This is a genomic window from Janthinobacterium goodfellowi, from assembly GCF_051380695.1.
Classification (GTDB): Bacteria; Pseudomonadota; Gammaproteobacteria; order Burkholderiales; family Burkholderiaceae_D; genus Janthinobacterium.
The window spans coordinates 551,219-567,526 of record NZ_JBNYXN010000003.1; the positions used below are offsets into that span (position 1 = coordinate 551,219).

Annotated in this window: 16 protein-coding genes; 12 read left to right on the forward strand and 4 right to left on the reverse strand. The window is 64.0% G+C overall.

The annotated features are described in order from the left end of the window. Positions 1-117 precede the first annotated feature (117 nt). From ACQ4WQ_RS14890 to minE, 4 genes are all read left to right on the forward strand, one after another. Complete coding sequence (locus ACQ4WQ_RS14890; RefSeq protein ID WP_436498062.1) at positions 118-2,274, forward strand: 5-methyltetrahydropteroyltriglutamate--homocysteine S-methyltransferase; 2,157 nt, start codon at positions 118-120, stop codon at positions 2,272-2,274. A 227-nt stretch (positions 2,275-2,501) separates the two neighbouring features. Then, positions 2,502-3,251 (forward strand): septum site-determining protein MinC, encoded by a 750-nt coding sequence (minC, locus tag ACQ4WQ_RS14895; RefSeq protein WP_436498064.1) that lies wholly within the window; start codon positions 2,502-2,504, stop codon positions 3,249-3,251. A 37-nt stretch (positions 3,252-3,288) separates the two neighbouring features. Beyond that, complete coding sequence (gene minD / locus ACQ4WQ_RS14900; RefSeq protein ID WP_034752889.1) at positions 3,289-4,104, forward strand: septum site-determining protein MinD; 816 nt, start codon at positions 3,289-3,291, stop codon at positions 4,102-4,104. A 1-nt stretch (position 4,105) separates the two neighbouring features. Then, the gene (minE, locus tag ACQ4WQ_RS14905) at positions 4,106-4,357 is read left to right on the forward strand and encodes a cell division topological specificity factor MinE (RefSeq protein ID WP_034752886.1); all 252 of its coding nucleotides are present in this window, start codon (positions 4,106-4,108) and stop codon (positions 4,355-4,357) included. Positions 4,358-4,360: 3 nt separating this feature from the next. Here minE and ACQ4WQ_RS14910 read toward each other — a convergent pair whose 3' ends face one another. Further along, positions 4,361-4,864: a hypothetical protein gene (locus tag ACQ4WQ_RS14910; protein WP_070313088.1), complete on the reverse strand. Its 504-nt coding sequence runs from the start codon at positions 4,862-4,864 to the stop codon at positions 4,361-4,363. 169 nt (positions 4,865-5,033) lie between these two features. Between ACQ4WQ_RS14910 and ACQ4WQ_RS14915 the strand changes: the two genes are divergently transcribed. The 7 genes from ACQ4WQ_RS14915 to ACQ4WQ_RS14945 all read left to right on the forward strand — a co-directional run bounded on the left by ACQ4WQ_RS14915 (position 5,034) and on the right by ACQ4WQ_RS14945 (position 12,608). Then, a complete protein-coding gene (locus tag ACQ4WQ_RS14915; RefSeq protein WP_046681910.1) occupies positions 5,034-5,723 on the forward strand; it encodes a response regulator transcription factor in 690 nt (229 codons plus the stop codon). 80 nt (positions 5,724-5,803) lie between these two features. Then, positions 5,804-7,078 carry a glutamyl-tRNA reductase gene (hemA, locus tag ACQ4WQ_RS14920; RefSeq protein ID WP_070313089.1) on the forward strand — a complete coding sequence of 425 codons (1,275 nt, stop codon included), beginning with the start codon at positions 5,804-5,806 and terminating at the stop codon, positions 7,076-7,078. An 88-nt stretch (positions 7,079-7,166) separates the two neighbouring features. Continuing rightward, positions 7,167-8,243, forward strand: coding sequence for a peptide chain release factor 1 (gene prfA, locus ACQ4WQ_RS14925; RefSeq protein WP_326457018.1), 1,077 nt, complete (start codon positions 7,167-7,169; stop codon positions 8,241-8,243). A 174-nt stretch (positions 8,244-8,417) separates the two neighbouring features. Continuing rightward, the gene (locus ACQ4WQ_RS14930; protein ID WP_436498067.1) at positions 8,418-8,888 is read left to right on the forward strand and encodes a disulfide bond formation protein B; all 471 of its coding nucleotides are present in this window, start codon (positions 8,418-8,420) and stop codon (positions 8,886-8,888) included. 10 nt (positions 8,889-8,898) lie between these two features. Then, on the forward strand, positions 8,899-9,729 hold the full coding sequence (prmC, locus tag ACQ4WQ_RS14935; RefSeq protein WP_436498069.1) for a peptide chain release factor N(5)-glutamine methyltransferase: 831 nt from the start codon (positions 8,899-8,901) through the stop codon (positions 9,727-9,729). Positions 9,730-9,944: 215 nt separating this feature from the next. Then, the gene (gene gshA / locus ACQ4WQ_RS14940; protein ID WP_436498071.1) at positions 9,945-11,546 is read left to right on the forward strand and encodes a glutamate--cysteine ligase; all 1,602 of its coding nucleotides are present in this window, start codon (positions 9,945-9,947) and stop codon (positions 11,544-11,546) included. A gap of 18 nt (positions 11,547-11,564) precedes the next feature. Beyond that, entirely contained in the window at positions 11,565-12,608 is a 1,044-nt protein-coding gene (locus ACQ4WQ_RS14945; protein WP_326457014.1) for a histone deacetylase family protein, read from the forward strand. Positions 12,609-12,614: 6 nt separating this feature from the next. Here the strand turns inward: ACQ4WQ_RS14945 and ACQ4WQ_RS14950 are convergent, their stop codons facing one another. Together ACQ4WQ_RS14950 and ACQ4WQ_RS14955 are read right to left on the reverse strand one after the other, a co-directional pair. Continuing rightward, the gene (locus tag ACQ4WQ_RS14950; RefSeq protein WP_436498073.1) at positions 12,615-13,397 is read right to left on the reverse strand and encodes a LytR/AlgR family response regulator transcription factor; all 783 of its coding nucleotides are present in this window, start codon (positions 13,395-13,397) and stop codon (positions 12,615-12,617) included. Next, positions 13,384-14,649, reverse strand: coding sequence for a sensor histidine kinase (locus ACQ4WQ_RS14955; RefSeq protein WP_326457012.1), 1,266 nt, complete (start codon positions 14,647-14,649; stop codon positions 13,384-13,386). Before ACQ4WQ_RS14955 ends, ACQ4WQ_RS14950 begins: the two co-directional genes overlap by 14 nt. A 284-nt stretch (positions 14,650-14,933) precedes the next feature. On the opposite strand from ACQ4WQ_RS14955, the gene ACQ4WQ_RS14960 reads away from it, so the two are divergent. Next, complete coding sequence (locus ACQ4WQ_RS14960; protein ID WP_326457011.1) at positions 14,934-15,359, forward strand: organic hydroperoxide resistance protein; 426 nt, start codon at positions 14,934-14,936, stop codon at positions 15,357-15,359. Between the two features lie 58 nt (positions 15,360-15,417). Here ACQ4WQ_RS14960 and ACQ4WQ_RS14965 read toward each other — a convergent pair whose 3' ends face one another. Further along, a complete protein-coding gene (locus ACQ4WQ_RS14965) occupies positions 15,418-16,251 on the reverse strand; it encodes a type 1 glutamine amidotransferase domain-containing protein (RefSeq protein ID WP_436498076.1) in 834 nt (277 codons plus the stop codon). Positions 16,252-16,308 lie beyond the last annotated feature (57 nt).

Below are 16,308 nucleotides of genomic sequence, written 5' to 3' on the forward strand. Positions count from 1 at the left end.
GGGAAATTGGGGGACGCACGTGAATTATTTTCATGTTATTCAGTAAAATGTTTCGTTTTGATTATAGATCAAGTTGCCGCACACTCTAGCGCATTCACATTAAATCTCGATGACATCATGCCCATTCGTACCCACATTCTTGGCTTTCCCCGTATCGGCGCCGCGCGCGAACTGACACTGGCGCTGGAAAGCCACTGGCGCGGCGAGATGTCCGAGGCGGCCCTGGAAGCGACGGCTCAGCAATTGCGCGCGCGCCACTGGGCCGTGCAAAGGGACGCGGGCCTGACCTACGTCACCGTGGGCGACTTCGCCTTCTACGACCACGTGGCCAGCCATATCCAGCTGCTGGGCTGCGAGCCGGCGCGTTTTGATTTCGGCGCGGAACAATCGCCGCTGTCGCGCTATTTCACGATGGCGCGCGGCGGTACCAGCCAAGCGGAGCATGCCGGCTGCCGCCACGGCCATGCGCTGGAAGTGAGCAAGTGGTTTGACACCCATTACCATTACCTGGTGCCCGAATTGTCGCCGCAGACCCGCTTTTCGCTGGCTGGCGAGCGCCTGCTGGCGGAAGTGGCCGAGGCGCAGGCGCTCGGCCACCAGGTCAAGGCGGCCCTGATCGGCCCCCTCACCTTTCTGTGGCTGGGCAAGGAAAAGACGCCAGGCTTCGAGCGCCTGGCCCTGCTGGAACAATTGCTGCCCGTCTACGGCGCCCTGCTCGACCGATTGAAACAGCAGGGCGTGACGTGGGTGCAGCTCGACGAACCGATCCTGGGCCTGGACTTGCCCCATGCGTGGCACAGCGCTTTCGAGAGCGCCTACTGGCAGCTGAACCAGGTGGGCGTCAACATTTTGCTGGCCACGTATTTCTCGCCGCTGGAAGAAAACCTCAGCCTGACCTGCCGCCTGCCCGTGGCCGGCCTGCACGTGGATGGCATCCGCGCGCCGCATGAATTGACCAGCGTGACGGACTGGCTGCCCGCGCATAAAGTCTTGTCGATCGGCATCCTCGATGGTCGCAACATCTGGCGCACCGACCTCGATGCAGCCCTGGCCGTGCTGCAGCCGCTGGCGGCCAAGCGCAACGGTCATTTGTGGCTGGCGCCGTCGTGCTCCTTGCTGCACGTGCCGTTCAGCCTGGAAGCGGAGACGGACCTCGATGGCGACATCAAGAGCTGGCTGGCGTTTGCCACGGAAAAACTGACGGAACTTGCGCTGCTGAAGGACGCGCTGGCGGGCCATCCCGACGATACCGCGCTGGCGATTGCCCGCCTGGCCATTGCCGGCCGCCGCGCCAGCCCCCGCGTCCACCGTGCACCGGTCGCGCAGCGCCTGCAGACGCTGTCGCCCACCATCGACCGCCGCGATTCCGGCTTCCCGCTGCGCCAGGCCGTGCAGCATGCACGCCTGCGCCTGCCCAACTTCCCGACGACGGCCATGCGCGCCGAAATCGCCCACATCGCGGCACGCCAGGAAGCGCTGGGCCTGGACGTGCTTGTGCAGGGCGAAGCGGAACGCAAGGACGTGGCCGAATACTTCGGCGAGCAGCTGGACGGCTTCGTGTTGACCCTTCACGGCTGGGTGCAATCGTACGGCTCGCGCTGCGTGAAACCACCCCTCATCTACGGCGACGTGCAGCGCCCCGCCCCGATGACCGTCGCATGGACGGTGCACGCGCAAAGCCTGACGGATAAACCCCTGAAGGGCATGCTGACGGGTCCGGTGACGATACTGCAATGGTCGTTCGTGCGCGACGACCAGCCGCGCGCCGCCACGGCGCTGCAGATCGCCCTGGCCATCCGCGACGAGGTGGCAGACCTGGAAACAGCCGGCATCGGCATCATCCGGATCGACGAACCGGCCATCCGCGAAAGCTTGCCGCTGCGCCGCGGCCAGCGGGACGCCTGCCTGGACTGGGCCACGCGCGCCTTCCGCATCGCCGCCTCGGTGGTCGGCGACACGACGCAGATCCATACCCACATGTGCCATGCGCAGTTCAACGACATCCTGCCGCAGATCGCCGCCATGGATGCCGACGTGATCACCATCGAGACGAGCCGCTCGGACATGGAGCTGCTGGCGGGCTTTGGCGACTTCCAGTACCCGAACGAGATCGGCCCCGGCGTGTACGGCATCCACTCGCCGCGCATTCCCACCACCGTCGACATGGTGACATTGCTGCAAAAAGCCAGCGGCGTGAAGACGCGGGGCTGGGCGGAAACGGAAACAGCGTTGCGTCATAGGGTGGAGGCGGCGCAGCAGATGCGCGCAGCGTAATCGGACATGGCGCCTGAGGGCGCATGTTGGGCGGCTTGCGGGGCGGCGCAGCGGTTTTCCGTGGCGCCGCCCGTTTTTTTTCACAGGAAGTAGGTGTTGCCCTGCGGAATAGCATGCGCCGGGTCCCTGACGCTGATTTTTTTGCAGTAGAATGCAAGAAATTTACTGCTCCCATTGTTGCCGTACGGAACATCTGGCCTGCCGCAGTTTCACTTTGATAAATGTTTATGTCCAAAAGCCCGTCGCAGAAGCCTATCGAAATCAAGATTTCCACCGTCGTTGCTGTCTCCGCCATTCTGCATAGCGCCGATACGCAGGCACTCGATGCCGCCTTGCGCGACATGACGGGAGGCGTGGCGGACTTTTTCGAGGACGACCTGGCCGTGCTGGACGTGGCGGCCTTGCCGCCCGGCAGCGTCCCCATCGACTGGGCCGCCCTGGTGGCCCTGCTGAAAAAGTACCGTTTGAACGCCGTGGCCGTGCGCAATGCGCCGACCGACATGCATGACGCCATCCTGGCGCAAGGCTTGAGCCTCGACAGCGGCAAGACGCGCGACGATGCGCCGCCCAAGGATGGCCCGAAGGATATCCCCACGGCGGCCGCCCAGGCGGGCGCCGATGCGCAAGTGATGGTGATCGACACGCCCGTGCGGGCCGGCCAGCGCATCTATGCGCGCGGCTGCGACCTGATCATCACCGCCGTCGTCAACAATGGCGCCGAAATCATCGCCGACGGCAGCATCCACGTGTATTCCTCGCTGTACGGCCGCGCGCTGGCCGGCGCCTCGGGCAATCCCCAGGCGCGCATCTTCGCGCTGGCCATGGAACCGGAACTGGTCTCCATCGCCGGCGTGTACCGCACGTTCGAGGATGGTTTCCCCGCAGAAATGGCGCGCGGACCCGCGCAAATTCGTTTGGCTGGAGACAGAATCGATATACACTCTGTCAATCCGGTCACTCCCGTGAACCGCTCTTAAGCTGCACAATTCAAGAGATATCTGAAAAGGATTATTTGTGGCAAGAATTATTGTTGTGACGTCCGGCAAGGGCGGTGTCGGCAAGACGACCTCTAGCGCCAGTTTTTCCACTGGCCTGGCCATGCGCGGCCACAAGACAGCCGTGCTCGACTTCGACGTGGGCCTGCGTAACCTCGACCTGATCATGGGTTGCGAGCGCCGCGTCGTCTACGACCTGATCAATGTGATCAATAAAGAAGCGACCCTGAACCAGGCCCTGATCAAGGACAAGCACTGCGACAACCTGTTCATCCTGCCCGCGTCGCAGACGCGCGACAAGGATGCCTTGTCGGAAGAAGGCGTGGAACGCGTGTTGAACGACCTGATCAACATGGGTTTCGAGTTCATCATCTGCGATTCGCCGGCCGGCATCGAGCATGGCGCGCTGATGGCGCTGACGTTCGCCGACGAAGCCATCATCGTCACCAACCCGGAAGTGTCGTCGGTGCGCGATTCGGACCGCATCCTCGGCATCCTGCAAGCCAAGTCGCGCCGCGCGCAGACGGGCGGCGAGCCGGTCAAGGAACATCTGCTGATCACCCGCTACTCGCCGAAACGCGTGGAATCGGATGAAATGCTGTCCTACCAGGACGTGCAGGAAATCCTGCGCATCCCGCTGGTGGGCATCATTCCGGAATCGGAGCAAGTGCTGGCCGCCTCGAACCAGGGCAATCCGGCCATCCATTTCACGGGCACGGACGTGGCGCAAGCCTATGAAGACGTGGTCTCGCGTTTCCTCGGCGAAGAGGTCGAGTTGCGCTTTACCAACTATGAAAAGCCTGGATTACTCCAGCGCATTTTTGGGGCGAAGTGATATGGCCTTGCTTTCTTTCCTCTTCCCCCCCAAGCCGAAGACGGCCACCGCGGCCAAGGAACGCCTGCAGATCATCATCGCCCGCGAACGCAGCGGACGCGATGGTCCGGACTTCCTGCCCGCCCTGCACAAGGAATTGATCGCCGTCATTTCCAAGTACACCAAGGTGAATGCCGACGACATCAAGATCTCGCTGGACCGCCAGGGCAACCTGGAAGTCCTCGATGTCAACGTGGTGCTGCCGGACGCGTAAGGTCTATTCCGGCCTGACCGTGAGCAATTCCTGCGCCACCGCGGCGCAGGCGTTCACGTGCTGGTTGCCGATCTGGCGGAACACGGCGTAGCCGATGGCTGCCGCCACCGCCTGGCCGGCGAACGGCACGAAGCGCGCCACCTGCTTGGTGGCAATCTTGACGCCACTGCGCTTGAGCAGGTGGAGGATCAGTTCGCGCGACACCAGCTTTCCTACCAGCATGCCCCCCATGCCCACCGCCGCGCGATAGGCCATCATCTTGAACTGCGGGTTCAGGCGCTCGATCTGCTCGGGCGTGAGGCCGAATTCGTGGTTGATATCGTTGATCAGCATGGAAAACAGCCCGACATCCGACATCAGGTCGATGCCGGGAATGGGAATGGCCGAGGCGCCCGCCGACATCATGGCGCGCCGCTGCACCAGGCGCCGGCAACGCTCGCGCACTTGCTCGATTTCGGCACGACTGGCCGGTATCAGGGTCCAATCGGTAGTACTCTTGTCTGGCATGGCCGCTTCTCCGCTAGTAGGGGGTAGATGACCAAGTGTAACGTAAAGGGTCTGCCCTCCGATTTCACTGGACACAGTTGCAATCTCTGTTATATTTCACTTGAGCATTCCTTAACATTACGATAAGCAGAGCAGACCGTCTGTTTGTTGCTACACACTCCAGCCAATTATGCGAATTGCCGTACTCGATAGCGACCATAGCCAGGCAGAACTGATCTGCCAGGTGCTCACCGCCGCCGGCCACGCTTGCCACGAATTTCAGAGTGGCAAGGAAATGCTGGGGCAGCTGCGCAAGGACAGTTGCGACATGCTCATCCTCGACTGGCATGTGAGCGATCTGGACGGTGCGGAAGTCTTGCGCCGTGCCCGGGAAAAACTGGCGCCGAAGGCGCCCGTGTTGTTTATGACCAACAGTTCCGGCGAAGACGACGTGGTGGCGGGCATGACGGCAGGCGCCGACGACTACATGATCAAGCCCCTGCGGCGCAGCGAACTGACCTTGCGCACCCAGGCGCTGCTGCGCGTGGCGTACCCGGCCCAGAATGGCGCCGAGTACTTGCAATTCGGTCATTACACGTTTGAAACCCGCCCCGGCCGCCTGTTGCGCGATGGCGAAGTGCTGGACGTGACGCACAAGGAATTCGCCCTGGCGCTGCTGTTTTTCCGCAACCTGGGCCGGCCCCTGTCGCGCGCCTACATCCACGAAGCCGTGTGGCAGCGCGACACGGCCCTGCCCTCGCGCACCATGGATACCCACGTCTCGCGCGTGCGCAACAAGCTGCAGCTGAAACCGGAACACGGCTACCGGCTCGTGCCCGTCTACAGCTACGGTTATCGGCTGGAAAAACTGGGCGGCTGAACGGCGGCAAACGGCTGACCTGCTCAAAGCGCGGGCACAAAGCGTTATAATGTCGCCATAAGTCATCCAACAGCCCTGAAATGCAACTGCTCGCCGTCGGCCTCAACCATACCACCGCCCCAGTGTCGCTCCGCGAACAGCTGGCGTTTGCGCCTGAGCACTTGGGCCAGGCGGTGATGGCGGCGCGCACCTGGTTCCAGCGCATCGACTTGCGCGACAACGACGAAGCGGCCATCCTGTCGACCTGCAACCGCACCGAGCTGTATGCGGCCAGCCATGTGCCCAATCCGCTCGACGCGGGCGCGCATTTCCTGGCCGACTACCACCAGCTCAACTACAGCGAGCTGCGCCCCCACTTATATATGCTGCCGCAGCACGATGCCGTGCGCCACACCTTCCGCGTCGCCTCCGGGCTCGACTCGATGGTGCTGGGCGAAACGCAGATCCTGGGGCAGATCAAGGACGCCATCCGCACGGCCGACGAGGCGGGCGGCCTGGGCACCTATCTGCACCAGTTGTTCCAGCGCAGCTTTTCGGTGGCCAAGGAAGTGCGCAGCAGCACCGAGATCGGCGCCCACAGCGTATCCATGGCGGCCGCCGCCGTGCGCCTGTCGCAGCGCATCTTCGACAAGATCGCCGAACAGAATGTGCTGTTCATCGGCGCCGGCGAAATGATCGAATTGTGCGCCACGCACTTTGCGGCGCAAAACCCGAAAAGCATCACCATTGCCAACCGCACCATGGAACGGGGCGAGGAACTCGCGCACCGGTTCAACGGCAAGGCGATCCGCCTGGCCGACCTGCCCGAGCAGCTGCACCAGTTCGACATCGTCATCTCGTGCACGGCGTCGTCCTTGCCGCTGCTGGGCCTGGGCCTGGTCGAGCGCGCCATCAAGGCGCGCCGCCACAAGCCCATGTTCATGGTCGACCTGGCCGTGCCGCGCGACATCGAGGCGGAAGTGGGCCGTTTGAACGACGTTTTCCTGTACACGGTCGACGACCTGGGCAAGGTCGTGCAGACGGGTCTGGAAAGCCGGCAGGCGGCCGTGGCGCAAGCCGAGGCCATCATCGAAACGCGCGTGCAATCCTTCATGAGCTGGGTCGACGACCGCGCCATGGTGCCCGTCATCCAGCATCTGCATGAAAACAGCGAAACCTTGCGCCTGCTGGAAGTGGAACGGGCGCGCAAGATGCTGGCCAAGGGCGCCGACATCGACGCCGTGCTCGAAGCGCTGTCGAAAGGCTTGACGGCCAAGTTCCTGCACGGCCCGCAGCAGGCGCTGCACCATGCGCAAGGCGACGAGCGCAAGCAGCTGGTCACCCTGCTGCCGAAACTGTTCCGCCCCCGCCGTTAGCGCAGCCCCGCTGGCCGCCCGCGCGCGGCTACCCCTGCCCGCCTGCCGGGCTTGCATCATTCCTACACTCTTTTTACCGCGAATCGCTATGAAACCATCCATGCTGGCCAAACTCGATCAACTGGCGAACCGCCTGGTCGAACTCGACGAACTGCTGATGCATCCGGACGCCACGTCGAACATGGACAGCTACCGCAAGATGACGCGCGAGCACGCCGAGCTGGGCCCGCTGGTGGCCCTGTACCGCTCCTACCAGGAAGCGGGCAACGACATCGCCACGGCGCAAGAAATGCTGTCCGATCCGGACATGAAGGAATTCGCCCAGGAAGAGATCGAGGCGGCGAAAGCCACCATGGCGCAGCTGGAGCGCGAATTGCAGACCATGCTGCTGCCGAAGGACGTCAATGACGAGCGCAATATCTTCCTGGAAATTCGCGCCGGCACGGGCGGCGATGAATCGGCCCTGTTCGCCGGCGATTTATTGCGCATGTACACGCGTTTTGCCGAGCGCAACCGCTGGCAGGTGGAGCTGGTGTCGTCGTCCGATTCCGACCTGGGCGGCTACCGCGAAGTGATCGTGCGCGTGGTCGGCAATGGCGCGTATTCGAAGCTGAAATTCGAGTCGGGCGGCCACCGCGTGCAGCGCGTGCCGGCCACGGAAACGCAGGGCCGCATCCACACCTCGGCCTGCACGGTGGCCGTAATGCCGGAAGCGGACGAAGTGGAAGACGTCAACATCAACCCGGCCGACCTGCGCATCGACACCTACCGCGCCTCGGGCGCGGGCGGACAGCACATCAACAAGACGGACTCGGCCGTGCGCATCACTCACTTGCCGACCGGCATCGTCGTCGAATGCCAGGATGACCGCAGCCAGCACAAGAACAAGGCGCAGGCGATGAAAGTGCTGGCCGCGCGCATCAAGGACGTGCAATTGCGCGAGCAGCAGTCGAAGGAAGCGGCCACGCGCAAGAGCCTGATCGGCTCGGGCGACCGCAGCGAGCGCATCCGCACTTATAATTTCCCGCAAGGCCGCCTGACGGACCACCGCATCAATCTGACCTTGTACAAGCTCGACTTCATCATGGATGGGGATTTGACGGAACTGACGAATGCGCTGGCGGCGGAGCACCAGGCGGAACTGCTGGCTGCTTTAGGCGACTAAACGCTGGCGCCGTTGTGTCGGCTTACGCTGCGCTAAGCCGACCTACGCCGCAATTTGTAGGTCGGCTTGGCGCGCAGCGCGTAAGCCGACAGCTTTAAGTAGCGGCTAAGCAATAAAAATCGGCCCTTGTGCGAAAATGACCAGCTCGATTCCATCCACCTCACCGTGTCGCCCATGAAAAATTCACGCACCGTCCTCCTGTTGACCGCCGCCCTGTGTTTCCTGATGCTGGGCGTGGCCATGTATTTGCAGCATGCCATGAACATGGCGCCGTGCCCGCTGTGCGTGATCCAGCGCTACCTGTTCCTCGCCATCGGCATCGCCTGCCTGGCGGGCGCCGCCGCCAACCGCCCGAAAATCGGCGCCGGCATCGGCTTGCTGGCGGCCGTGGGCGGCATGGGCGTGGGCGCCAAGCATTTGTACGTGCTGGCCAACCCCGGCTTCTCGTGCGGCATCGATCCGGTGGAAACGGCGCTGAACAAGGTCTTCACGGCCGAACTCATGCCCTTCATGTTTGAATCGTATGGCGCTTGCGAAAACGCCGGCGAGCCGTTTTTCGGCCTGTCGATTCCGCAATGGGCATTCATCTGGTTCGCCATCTTCGCCATCACCATGTTGTGGACATTGCTGCGCCGCAAACAATAACCATTCATTTATGCCAGAAACACTGATCCCTGCCGGCAGCACTGTCGGCGCCCTGCAAATCCGTCCGCTGCTCGATCCGCTCGACAACCGCATCCTGCTCGGTCACGCGCTGGGCCTGTCACGCGTCAGCTTGATCACGCAATCGGAGCGTGTGCTCACTCCCGATGAGGCCGAACGTTTATCGGGCTTGCTGGCGCGCCGCCTGCAAGGCGAGCCGATCGCCTACATCGTCGGCCAGCGCGAATTTTTCGGCCTGCCGTTCGAAGTGAACGAGGCCGTGCTGATTCCCCGCCCCGACACGGAAGTGCTGGTGGAACTGGCGCTCGAGCGCCTGCCGCCCGGCGGACGGGTGCTCGACATGGGCACGGGCAGCGGCGCCATCGCCGTCGCGCTGGCGCACACGCGCCCCGACGCCGTCGTCACGGCCCTGGACGTGAGCAGCACGGCGCTGGCCGTGGCGCGCCGCAACGCCAGCGCCAACGGCGTCAACATCACCTTCATGGCCAGCGACTGGTTCGAAGCGCTGGGCACGGAAAAGTTCGACCTGATCGTCTCCAATCCCCCGTACATCGCCAGCGGCGATCGCCACCTGGCCGAAGGCGATCTGCGCTTCGAGCCGGCGGGCGCACTGACCGACCATGCCGATGGCCTGTCGGCCCTGCGCACCATCGTTGCCGGCGCCGCGCGCCACCTGGCGTCCGGCGCTTGGCTGCTGATGGAGCACGGCTATGACCAGGCTGCCCAGGTGCGCGAGCTGCTGGCCGCTGCCGGCTACAGCAAGGTGCAAAGCTGGCGCGACCTGGCCGGCATCGAACGGGTCAGCGGCGCCCGCCTGGGCTGACCGTTGCCACCTGCGCAAAGCTTGACCCAGCGGCGCGCCAGATCCCCCGCAGTTTGTTAAAATATCAAGCGAATTCCTGACCGAAGCGCCGTCCCAATTCCCCGGGACGGACGCTGGCGACGCGGCGTTTTTTGGGCCGACGCCGACGCATTTGCCAAAATTCGGTTAATCTCAGCACAAATTATTTATATGCTGCACAAGAAAGGAAGCTCAAATTGCCCAACCTGTTGACTCGCCGCCTGGCATTGCTGACCGAAGATGCCAACCGCGCGCTGCTGGGCGGCTTGCGCGGCATCGAGCGTGAAACCCTGCGCGTCGACCATGCCGGCCATCTGGCTTCCACGCCCCACCCCGCCGCCCTGGGCTCGGCGCTGACGCACCCTGAAATCACCACCGACTACGCCGAAGCGCTGCTCGAATTCATCACGCCGGCCGAAACCGACATCGCCGTCACGCTCGACAAGCTCGATACCGTGCACCGCCACGCCTACAGCCGCCTCGGCGACGAGTTGCTGTGGAGCCAGTCGATGCCCTGCCAGCTGCCGCCCGAGGAGGATATCGAGATCGCCAATTACGGCAGCTCGAACATGGGCATGCTCAAGCACGTCTACCGGCGCGGCCTGGCCTTGCGCTACGGCAAGGCCATGCAATGCATCGCCGGCATCCATTACAACTATTCGCTCGACGAGCAGCTGTGGCAAGTGCTGGCCAGCCATCCGGACACCCGCGCCAGCGCCGCGCACGCGACGGCCTCGGCCAAGGATGTGCAGTCGGAAAGCTACCTGGCGACGATCCGCAATTTCCGCCGCTACAGCTGGCTGCTGATGTACCTGTTCGGCGCCTCGCCGGCCCTGTCCGCCGGTTTCCTGCGCGGCCGCGCGCACAAGCTCGACACCTTGTCCGACGACACCCTGTTCCTGCCGTACGCGACCAGCCTGCGCATGAGCGACCTCGGCTACCAGAACGATGCCCAGTCCGGCCTGCGCCCGCACGAAAACAGCCTCGATGATTACGTCAACGCGCTGACGCACGCCGTCAACGATCCGTATCCGCCGTACGCGGCGCTGGGCACGAAAAAGGATGGCGAGTGGATACAGTTGTCCACCAACGTGCTGCAGATCGAAAATGAATACTATTCGACCATCCGTCCGAAGCGCGTGATCCGTACGGGCGAGCGCCCGATCCAGGCCCTGTGCCTGCGCGGCGTGCAATACATCGAAGTGCGCTGCATGGATGTCGACCCGTTCGAACCGGTGGGCATCAGCCTGGAAACGGGCCGCTTCCTCGACGCGTTTTTGCTGTTCTGCGCGCTCGACGACAGCGCGCCGATTTCTGCCGAGCAAAGCGCCTGCTACACGAACAATTTCGCCCGCACCGTCAAGGAAGGCCGCAAGCCGGGCTTGAGCCTGCGCCGCGATGGCGAAGACATCACTCTGCAAGCGTGGGGCGAGGAATTGCTGGCCCGTATCGCCCCCGTGGCGGCCTTGCTCGATGCGCGCCAAGGCGGCACGCAGCATGCGGACAGCCTGGCGGCGCAGGCCCGTAAACTGGCCGACGCGGACGCGACGCCATCGGCCAAGGTACTGGCCGAGCTGCGCGCCAACGGCGGCTCGTTTGCCGCCTTCGGCCTGCAGCAAAGCGAACGCCACGCCGCCTGGTTCCGCGCGCATCCGCCCACACCCGGGCAAAGCGCGTATTTCGACGAGATGGCCGCCAACTCGCTGGCCGAGCAGCGTGCCATGGAAGCGGCGCCGGCCGGCAGCTTCGACGATTTCGTCGCCGCCTACCGCGCCAGCACCCTGTGTTCGCACACCTGACCTTGCGCAAAACGCCCGATGCTGACCTTCTATAATGAATTGCACGGCCAGCACCGGGGCCGCTTCGAGATGTTTCGCGGCACCATGGTGCCCTGCTTCGAGACACCCGAACGGGCCGACATGGTGGTGGCCGAGCTGGGGCGGCGCAACCTGGGCCGCATCGTCACGCCGCACGGCGTGCCGCTGACCTCCTTGGAGCGCATCCACACGCCCCGTTACCTGCATTTTTTGCGCCATGCCTGGCACGACTGGCTGGCGCTCGACCCGGATAACGCCAACAAGGACGCCTTGCCATCCGTGTGGCCCGTACGCACCCTGCGCAGCGACATCGAACCGGACGACTTCACGGCCAAGCTGGGGCTGTACTCGATGGACAACGGCACGCCGCTGACGGCCGGCACGTGGACAGCGGCCAAGACGGGCGCCGACTGCGCCGTCAATGCGGCGCACGCGCTGCGCCTGGGCGAGCGGGCCACGTTCGCCCTGACGCGCCCGCCGGGCCACCATGCGGGCAGCGATTTCTTTGGCGGCTACTGTTTTCTGAACAACGCGGCCCTGGCCGCGCAGCATCTGCTCGACGACGGCGCCCGCAAGGTCGCCATTCTCGACATCGATTACCACCACGGCAACGGCACGCAAAGCATCTTTTACGGACGCGACGACGTGCTGTTCGCTTCCCTCCACGCCGACCCGCGCAGCGAATATCCGTTTTACCTCGGTCACGCCGACGAGACGGGCAGCGGCGCGGGGCTCGGCTACAACGTCAACCTGCCGCTGCCGGCCGGCACGTCCACGGCCAGCTGGTTCGCCGCGCTGGAAACGGCTTGCCTGCGCATCAATATGTACGCGCCCGATGCGCTGGTGGTGTCGCTCGGTGTCGACACCTTCGTGGGCGACCCGCTGTCGCATTTCTCCCTGCAAAGCGGCGACTACCTGCGCGTGGGCGAACGCCTCGCGCATCTGAACCTGCCCACCGCCTTCATCCTCGAAGGCGGTTATGCGGTGAAGGAAATCGGCATCAATGTCGTCAATGTGCTCGAAGGTTTCGAGACGGCTGATTAAGCCGGCCTACATATTCCGGAACAGCGCCATGAACGGCTGGCTCACGGCCAGGGTTTCCGGCCGCGTTTTCAGGCGCAGGGCGCCCCGTCCCACCTCGTCGCGCGTCACCGACGCCACCATCTTCATGTTGACGATGGTGGAGCGGTGGATCTGCTTGAAAATGGCCGGGTCGAGCACGTCGAGCAGTTCGCGGATCGGCTTGCGCAGCAGCGCCTCGCCGTCCGCCGTCATGACGGCCGTGTACTTGGTGTCGGATTGAAAATAGGCGATGTCTTCCACCATGATCAGCCGCGTATCCTTGCCGCTGCTGGCCGTCAGCCACACCAGCGGCGGCGACTTGGCCGCCGCCGGCAAGGCGCGGCTCAATTGCTGCAGCAGGCCGGCCAGCGCGCCATCGACCGCCGGGGCCTTGCCCGCGCGCGCGCGCACGCGCTGCAGGGTCGCCTGCAGGCGCTCGCGTCCGATCGGTTTCAATAAATAATCGACGGCGCCCTTGTCGAAGGCATCGATCGCATACTGGTCGTAGGCCGTGACGAACACCACCTGCGTGGCGGGACTCGCTTCCAGCGCGCCGGCCGCCACTTCCAGCCCCGTCAGTCCCGGCATGCGGATATCGAGGAAGGCGACGTCGGGCTTGCGCGTGGCGATGGCCTCGAGCGCCGTGCCGCCGTCGTCGCAGGCGGCGACGATGCGCAATGCCGGCCACTCTTCGGCCAGCAGGGCCACCAGCGCATCGCGCAGCAGGGTTTCATCTTCGGCGACGACGCAAGTCATTTCAGGCGGATGCATACGACACTCCTTGCGCCGTGCTGTCCGGCACCGTGATGGTGGCCGTCACGCCATCGGGGAAATTGGCGACGATGGCAAACGCGGCGGCATTGCCGTAGGTCAGGCGCAGGCGCTCGCGCACATTGCGCAGGCCAATGCCCGTGCCGGCGCCGTCGTCGCTGAAACCCTTGCCGTCGTCGGCCACCGTGACGATCACCGTGCCATTGCCGCTGCGCGCCATGATCCAGATGGTGCCGCCGCCGCTTTTCGGCTCCAGGCCATGCTTGATGGCGTTTTCCACCAAGGTTTGCAGCATCATCGGCGGCAGTTCCACCTGGCGCAGGTATTGCGGTACTTCGATCTGCAGGTTCAGGCGCTCGCCCATGCGGATTTTCAGGATGTCGAGGTAGGCGCGCGCCCGTTCCAGCTCCGTGCCCAGGGTCGACATGGCTTGCTCCGTGCGCGGCAGCGAGTGACGCAGATATAAAATCAGATTGCCCAGCATCGCATCGGCGCGCACGGGGTCGCTGCGCGTGAGCAGCTGCGCGCTGGCCAGCGTGTTGTACAGGAAGTGCGGCTCCACCTGCGCATGCAGCAGGCTCAGTTTGGCCACCGTGAGTTCCTTTTCCGTCACCGTCTGGCGCGCCTCGGCCTGCTCGCCGCGGCGGCGCTGCGCCACCCGGCGCGTCATCGCCCGCGTCACCGCCTCCGCGTTTTCCAGGTTGCTGCCATGGTCGACGAGGAACCAGTCGGTCCAGGCATTGCGCGCCGGCTCGCAGATCAGGGTCACGCTGCCCGCCTCGCCATTCGGCGTGACGGTGGCGAGGATCTGGTTCGGCCGCGGCTCGAGGAAACCCAGCACGCGCATGCGGGGCAGGCCCGTATGCGTGTACGGCGCCGCGCGGCGCACGCGCGCCTGCACCTGCAGGCTGTCGCGCGCGCTTTCCACCACTTCGCTGCCCGGCAGTTCGCGGATGGCCGCGTCGACCATGTCGAACGCTTCGCCCGCCTCGAACGGGATCTCGATCTGGCGCCGCTGGCGGCTCGACAGGGTGCCCGCATTCACGGCGCCGGCGATCAGGCGCACGCGGCGCACATGCGAAAACGCATTCGTGACGACGGTGCAGGCCAGCAGGGCGCCGACGATGACAAAGAAGCCTTCCGTATGTCCGAAAATATGGCGCAAGAAGTTCTCGACCAGGAGGGCGGTGGCGATGATGTAGGTGAGCATCGTGGCCAAGGTGAGGCGAAGGATAAAGAAGAGGCTGGTCATGGTTTTTCCCTGGAACGTAGAAGTGGGCCAAGCATAACCATCGGCCCCGGCGGCGGTGGCCATTATGCGATGGAAGGGCAATACTGGCGACAAAAGCAAGAAAATAAAGGGCAAAGGGATACGGCCACAAAATAAAATCGCTTGCAATTAAATAGCGCACGATATATATTGAGCACATGGACGCCGGATTTACTTCTTCAGACGGGCATCCTGGGGCCACCGCCCACGAAACAAGTAGCACACTATTTAGTAGTCACCTATTTATCTACCTAAAGGAAACCATCATGTCGATCAAACAAGTCCTGTACCGCGCTCAAGCCACCGCCACCGGAGGCCGCGAAGGCCGTGCCGTGTCGTCCGACAATGTGCTGGACGTCAAGCTGACCACGCCAAAAGAGCTGGGCGGCAATGGCGCCGTCGGCACCAATCCGGAACAGCTGTTTGCCGCCGGCTACTCGGCCTGCTTCATCGGCGCCATGAAATTCGTCGGCGGCCGCGACAAGATCGCTGTGCCGGCGGACCTGTCGATCGAAGGCAACGTCGGCATCGGCGCCATCGACACGGGCTTCGGCATTGAAGTCGAACTGAAGATTTCGCTGCCGGGCATGGACCGCGCCGCCGCCGAAGCGCTGGTTGCCGCTGCCCACATCGTGTGCCCATACTCGAACGCCACGCGCGGCAATATCGACGTCACCCTGACGATCGTGTAATAGAAGCAACACCTTGCGCCTCCCCGGCCGCGCCTTGGCGCCGCCGGGGATTTTTGCTTTAGCGCAGCGCCTGCAGCAGCTTGTCTGCCAGGGCCGGTGCCGAGGCGGGATTCTGTCCCGTGATCAATTCGCGGTCGACCACCACATTGCTGGTCCACGGCGCCTGGTTCTGCACATACTGCGCGCCGGCCGCCTGCAAGCCCGACTGCGGATAGAACTTCATCGTCCCGCCCTTCAACGCGCCCTGCGCCGCCGCCTCTTCCTGGTTGCTGATCACCGTCATGCGGTAGCCGTTGTAGATCCAGTCGGCCGGCGTGGGCGGTGTCCGGCCCGCTTCCAGCGCGGCCGTAAACTGGGCCGCCTGCGGCAGGGCCGACAGCAGGGCGATGGGGCCATGGCACAGCAGCGCCGTCGGCTTGCCGTCCGCGTGGAACTGGCGCAGCAAGGCGCCCAGGCTGGCGTCCTTCAATAAGTCCTGCATGGGTGCATGGCCGCCCGGCACCAGCACGGCCGCATAGTGGCCATAGCCGATCTGCTCCACCCGTTTCAGGCTGATCACGGGCGAGCGGCCCGGCACCGTCAGCGCCAACTGCTCGAGCAAGGCCTTGTGCGCCGCATGGGCGGCCGCGTCGCCGCCAAAATAGGCGTCCGTATCGGAACTCGCGTCCAGGGTGGGCGCCTGGCCCAGCGGCGTGGCAAACGTCACCGTGTGGCCCGCGTCGAGCAGCTTTTTCACCGGCTGCATCAGTTCATTGAGATAAAAGCCCGTCGGGAAGACCTTGCCGTCGCGCAAGTCGAGGTGATTCGCATCCGACAACACGACGAGGACCTCGGCCGCCTGGGCGGTGGAAAAGGCGGCGAGCAACAGACTGCTGATCAGTAATTTTTTCATGGTGTGGCCTTTCTGTAGAGAGGACATCAGCATATTCCGAATCAAAATACGGAAAAA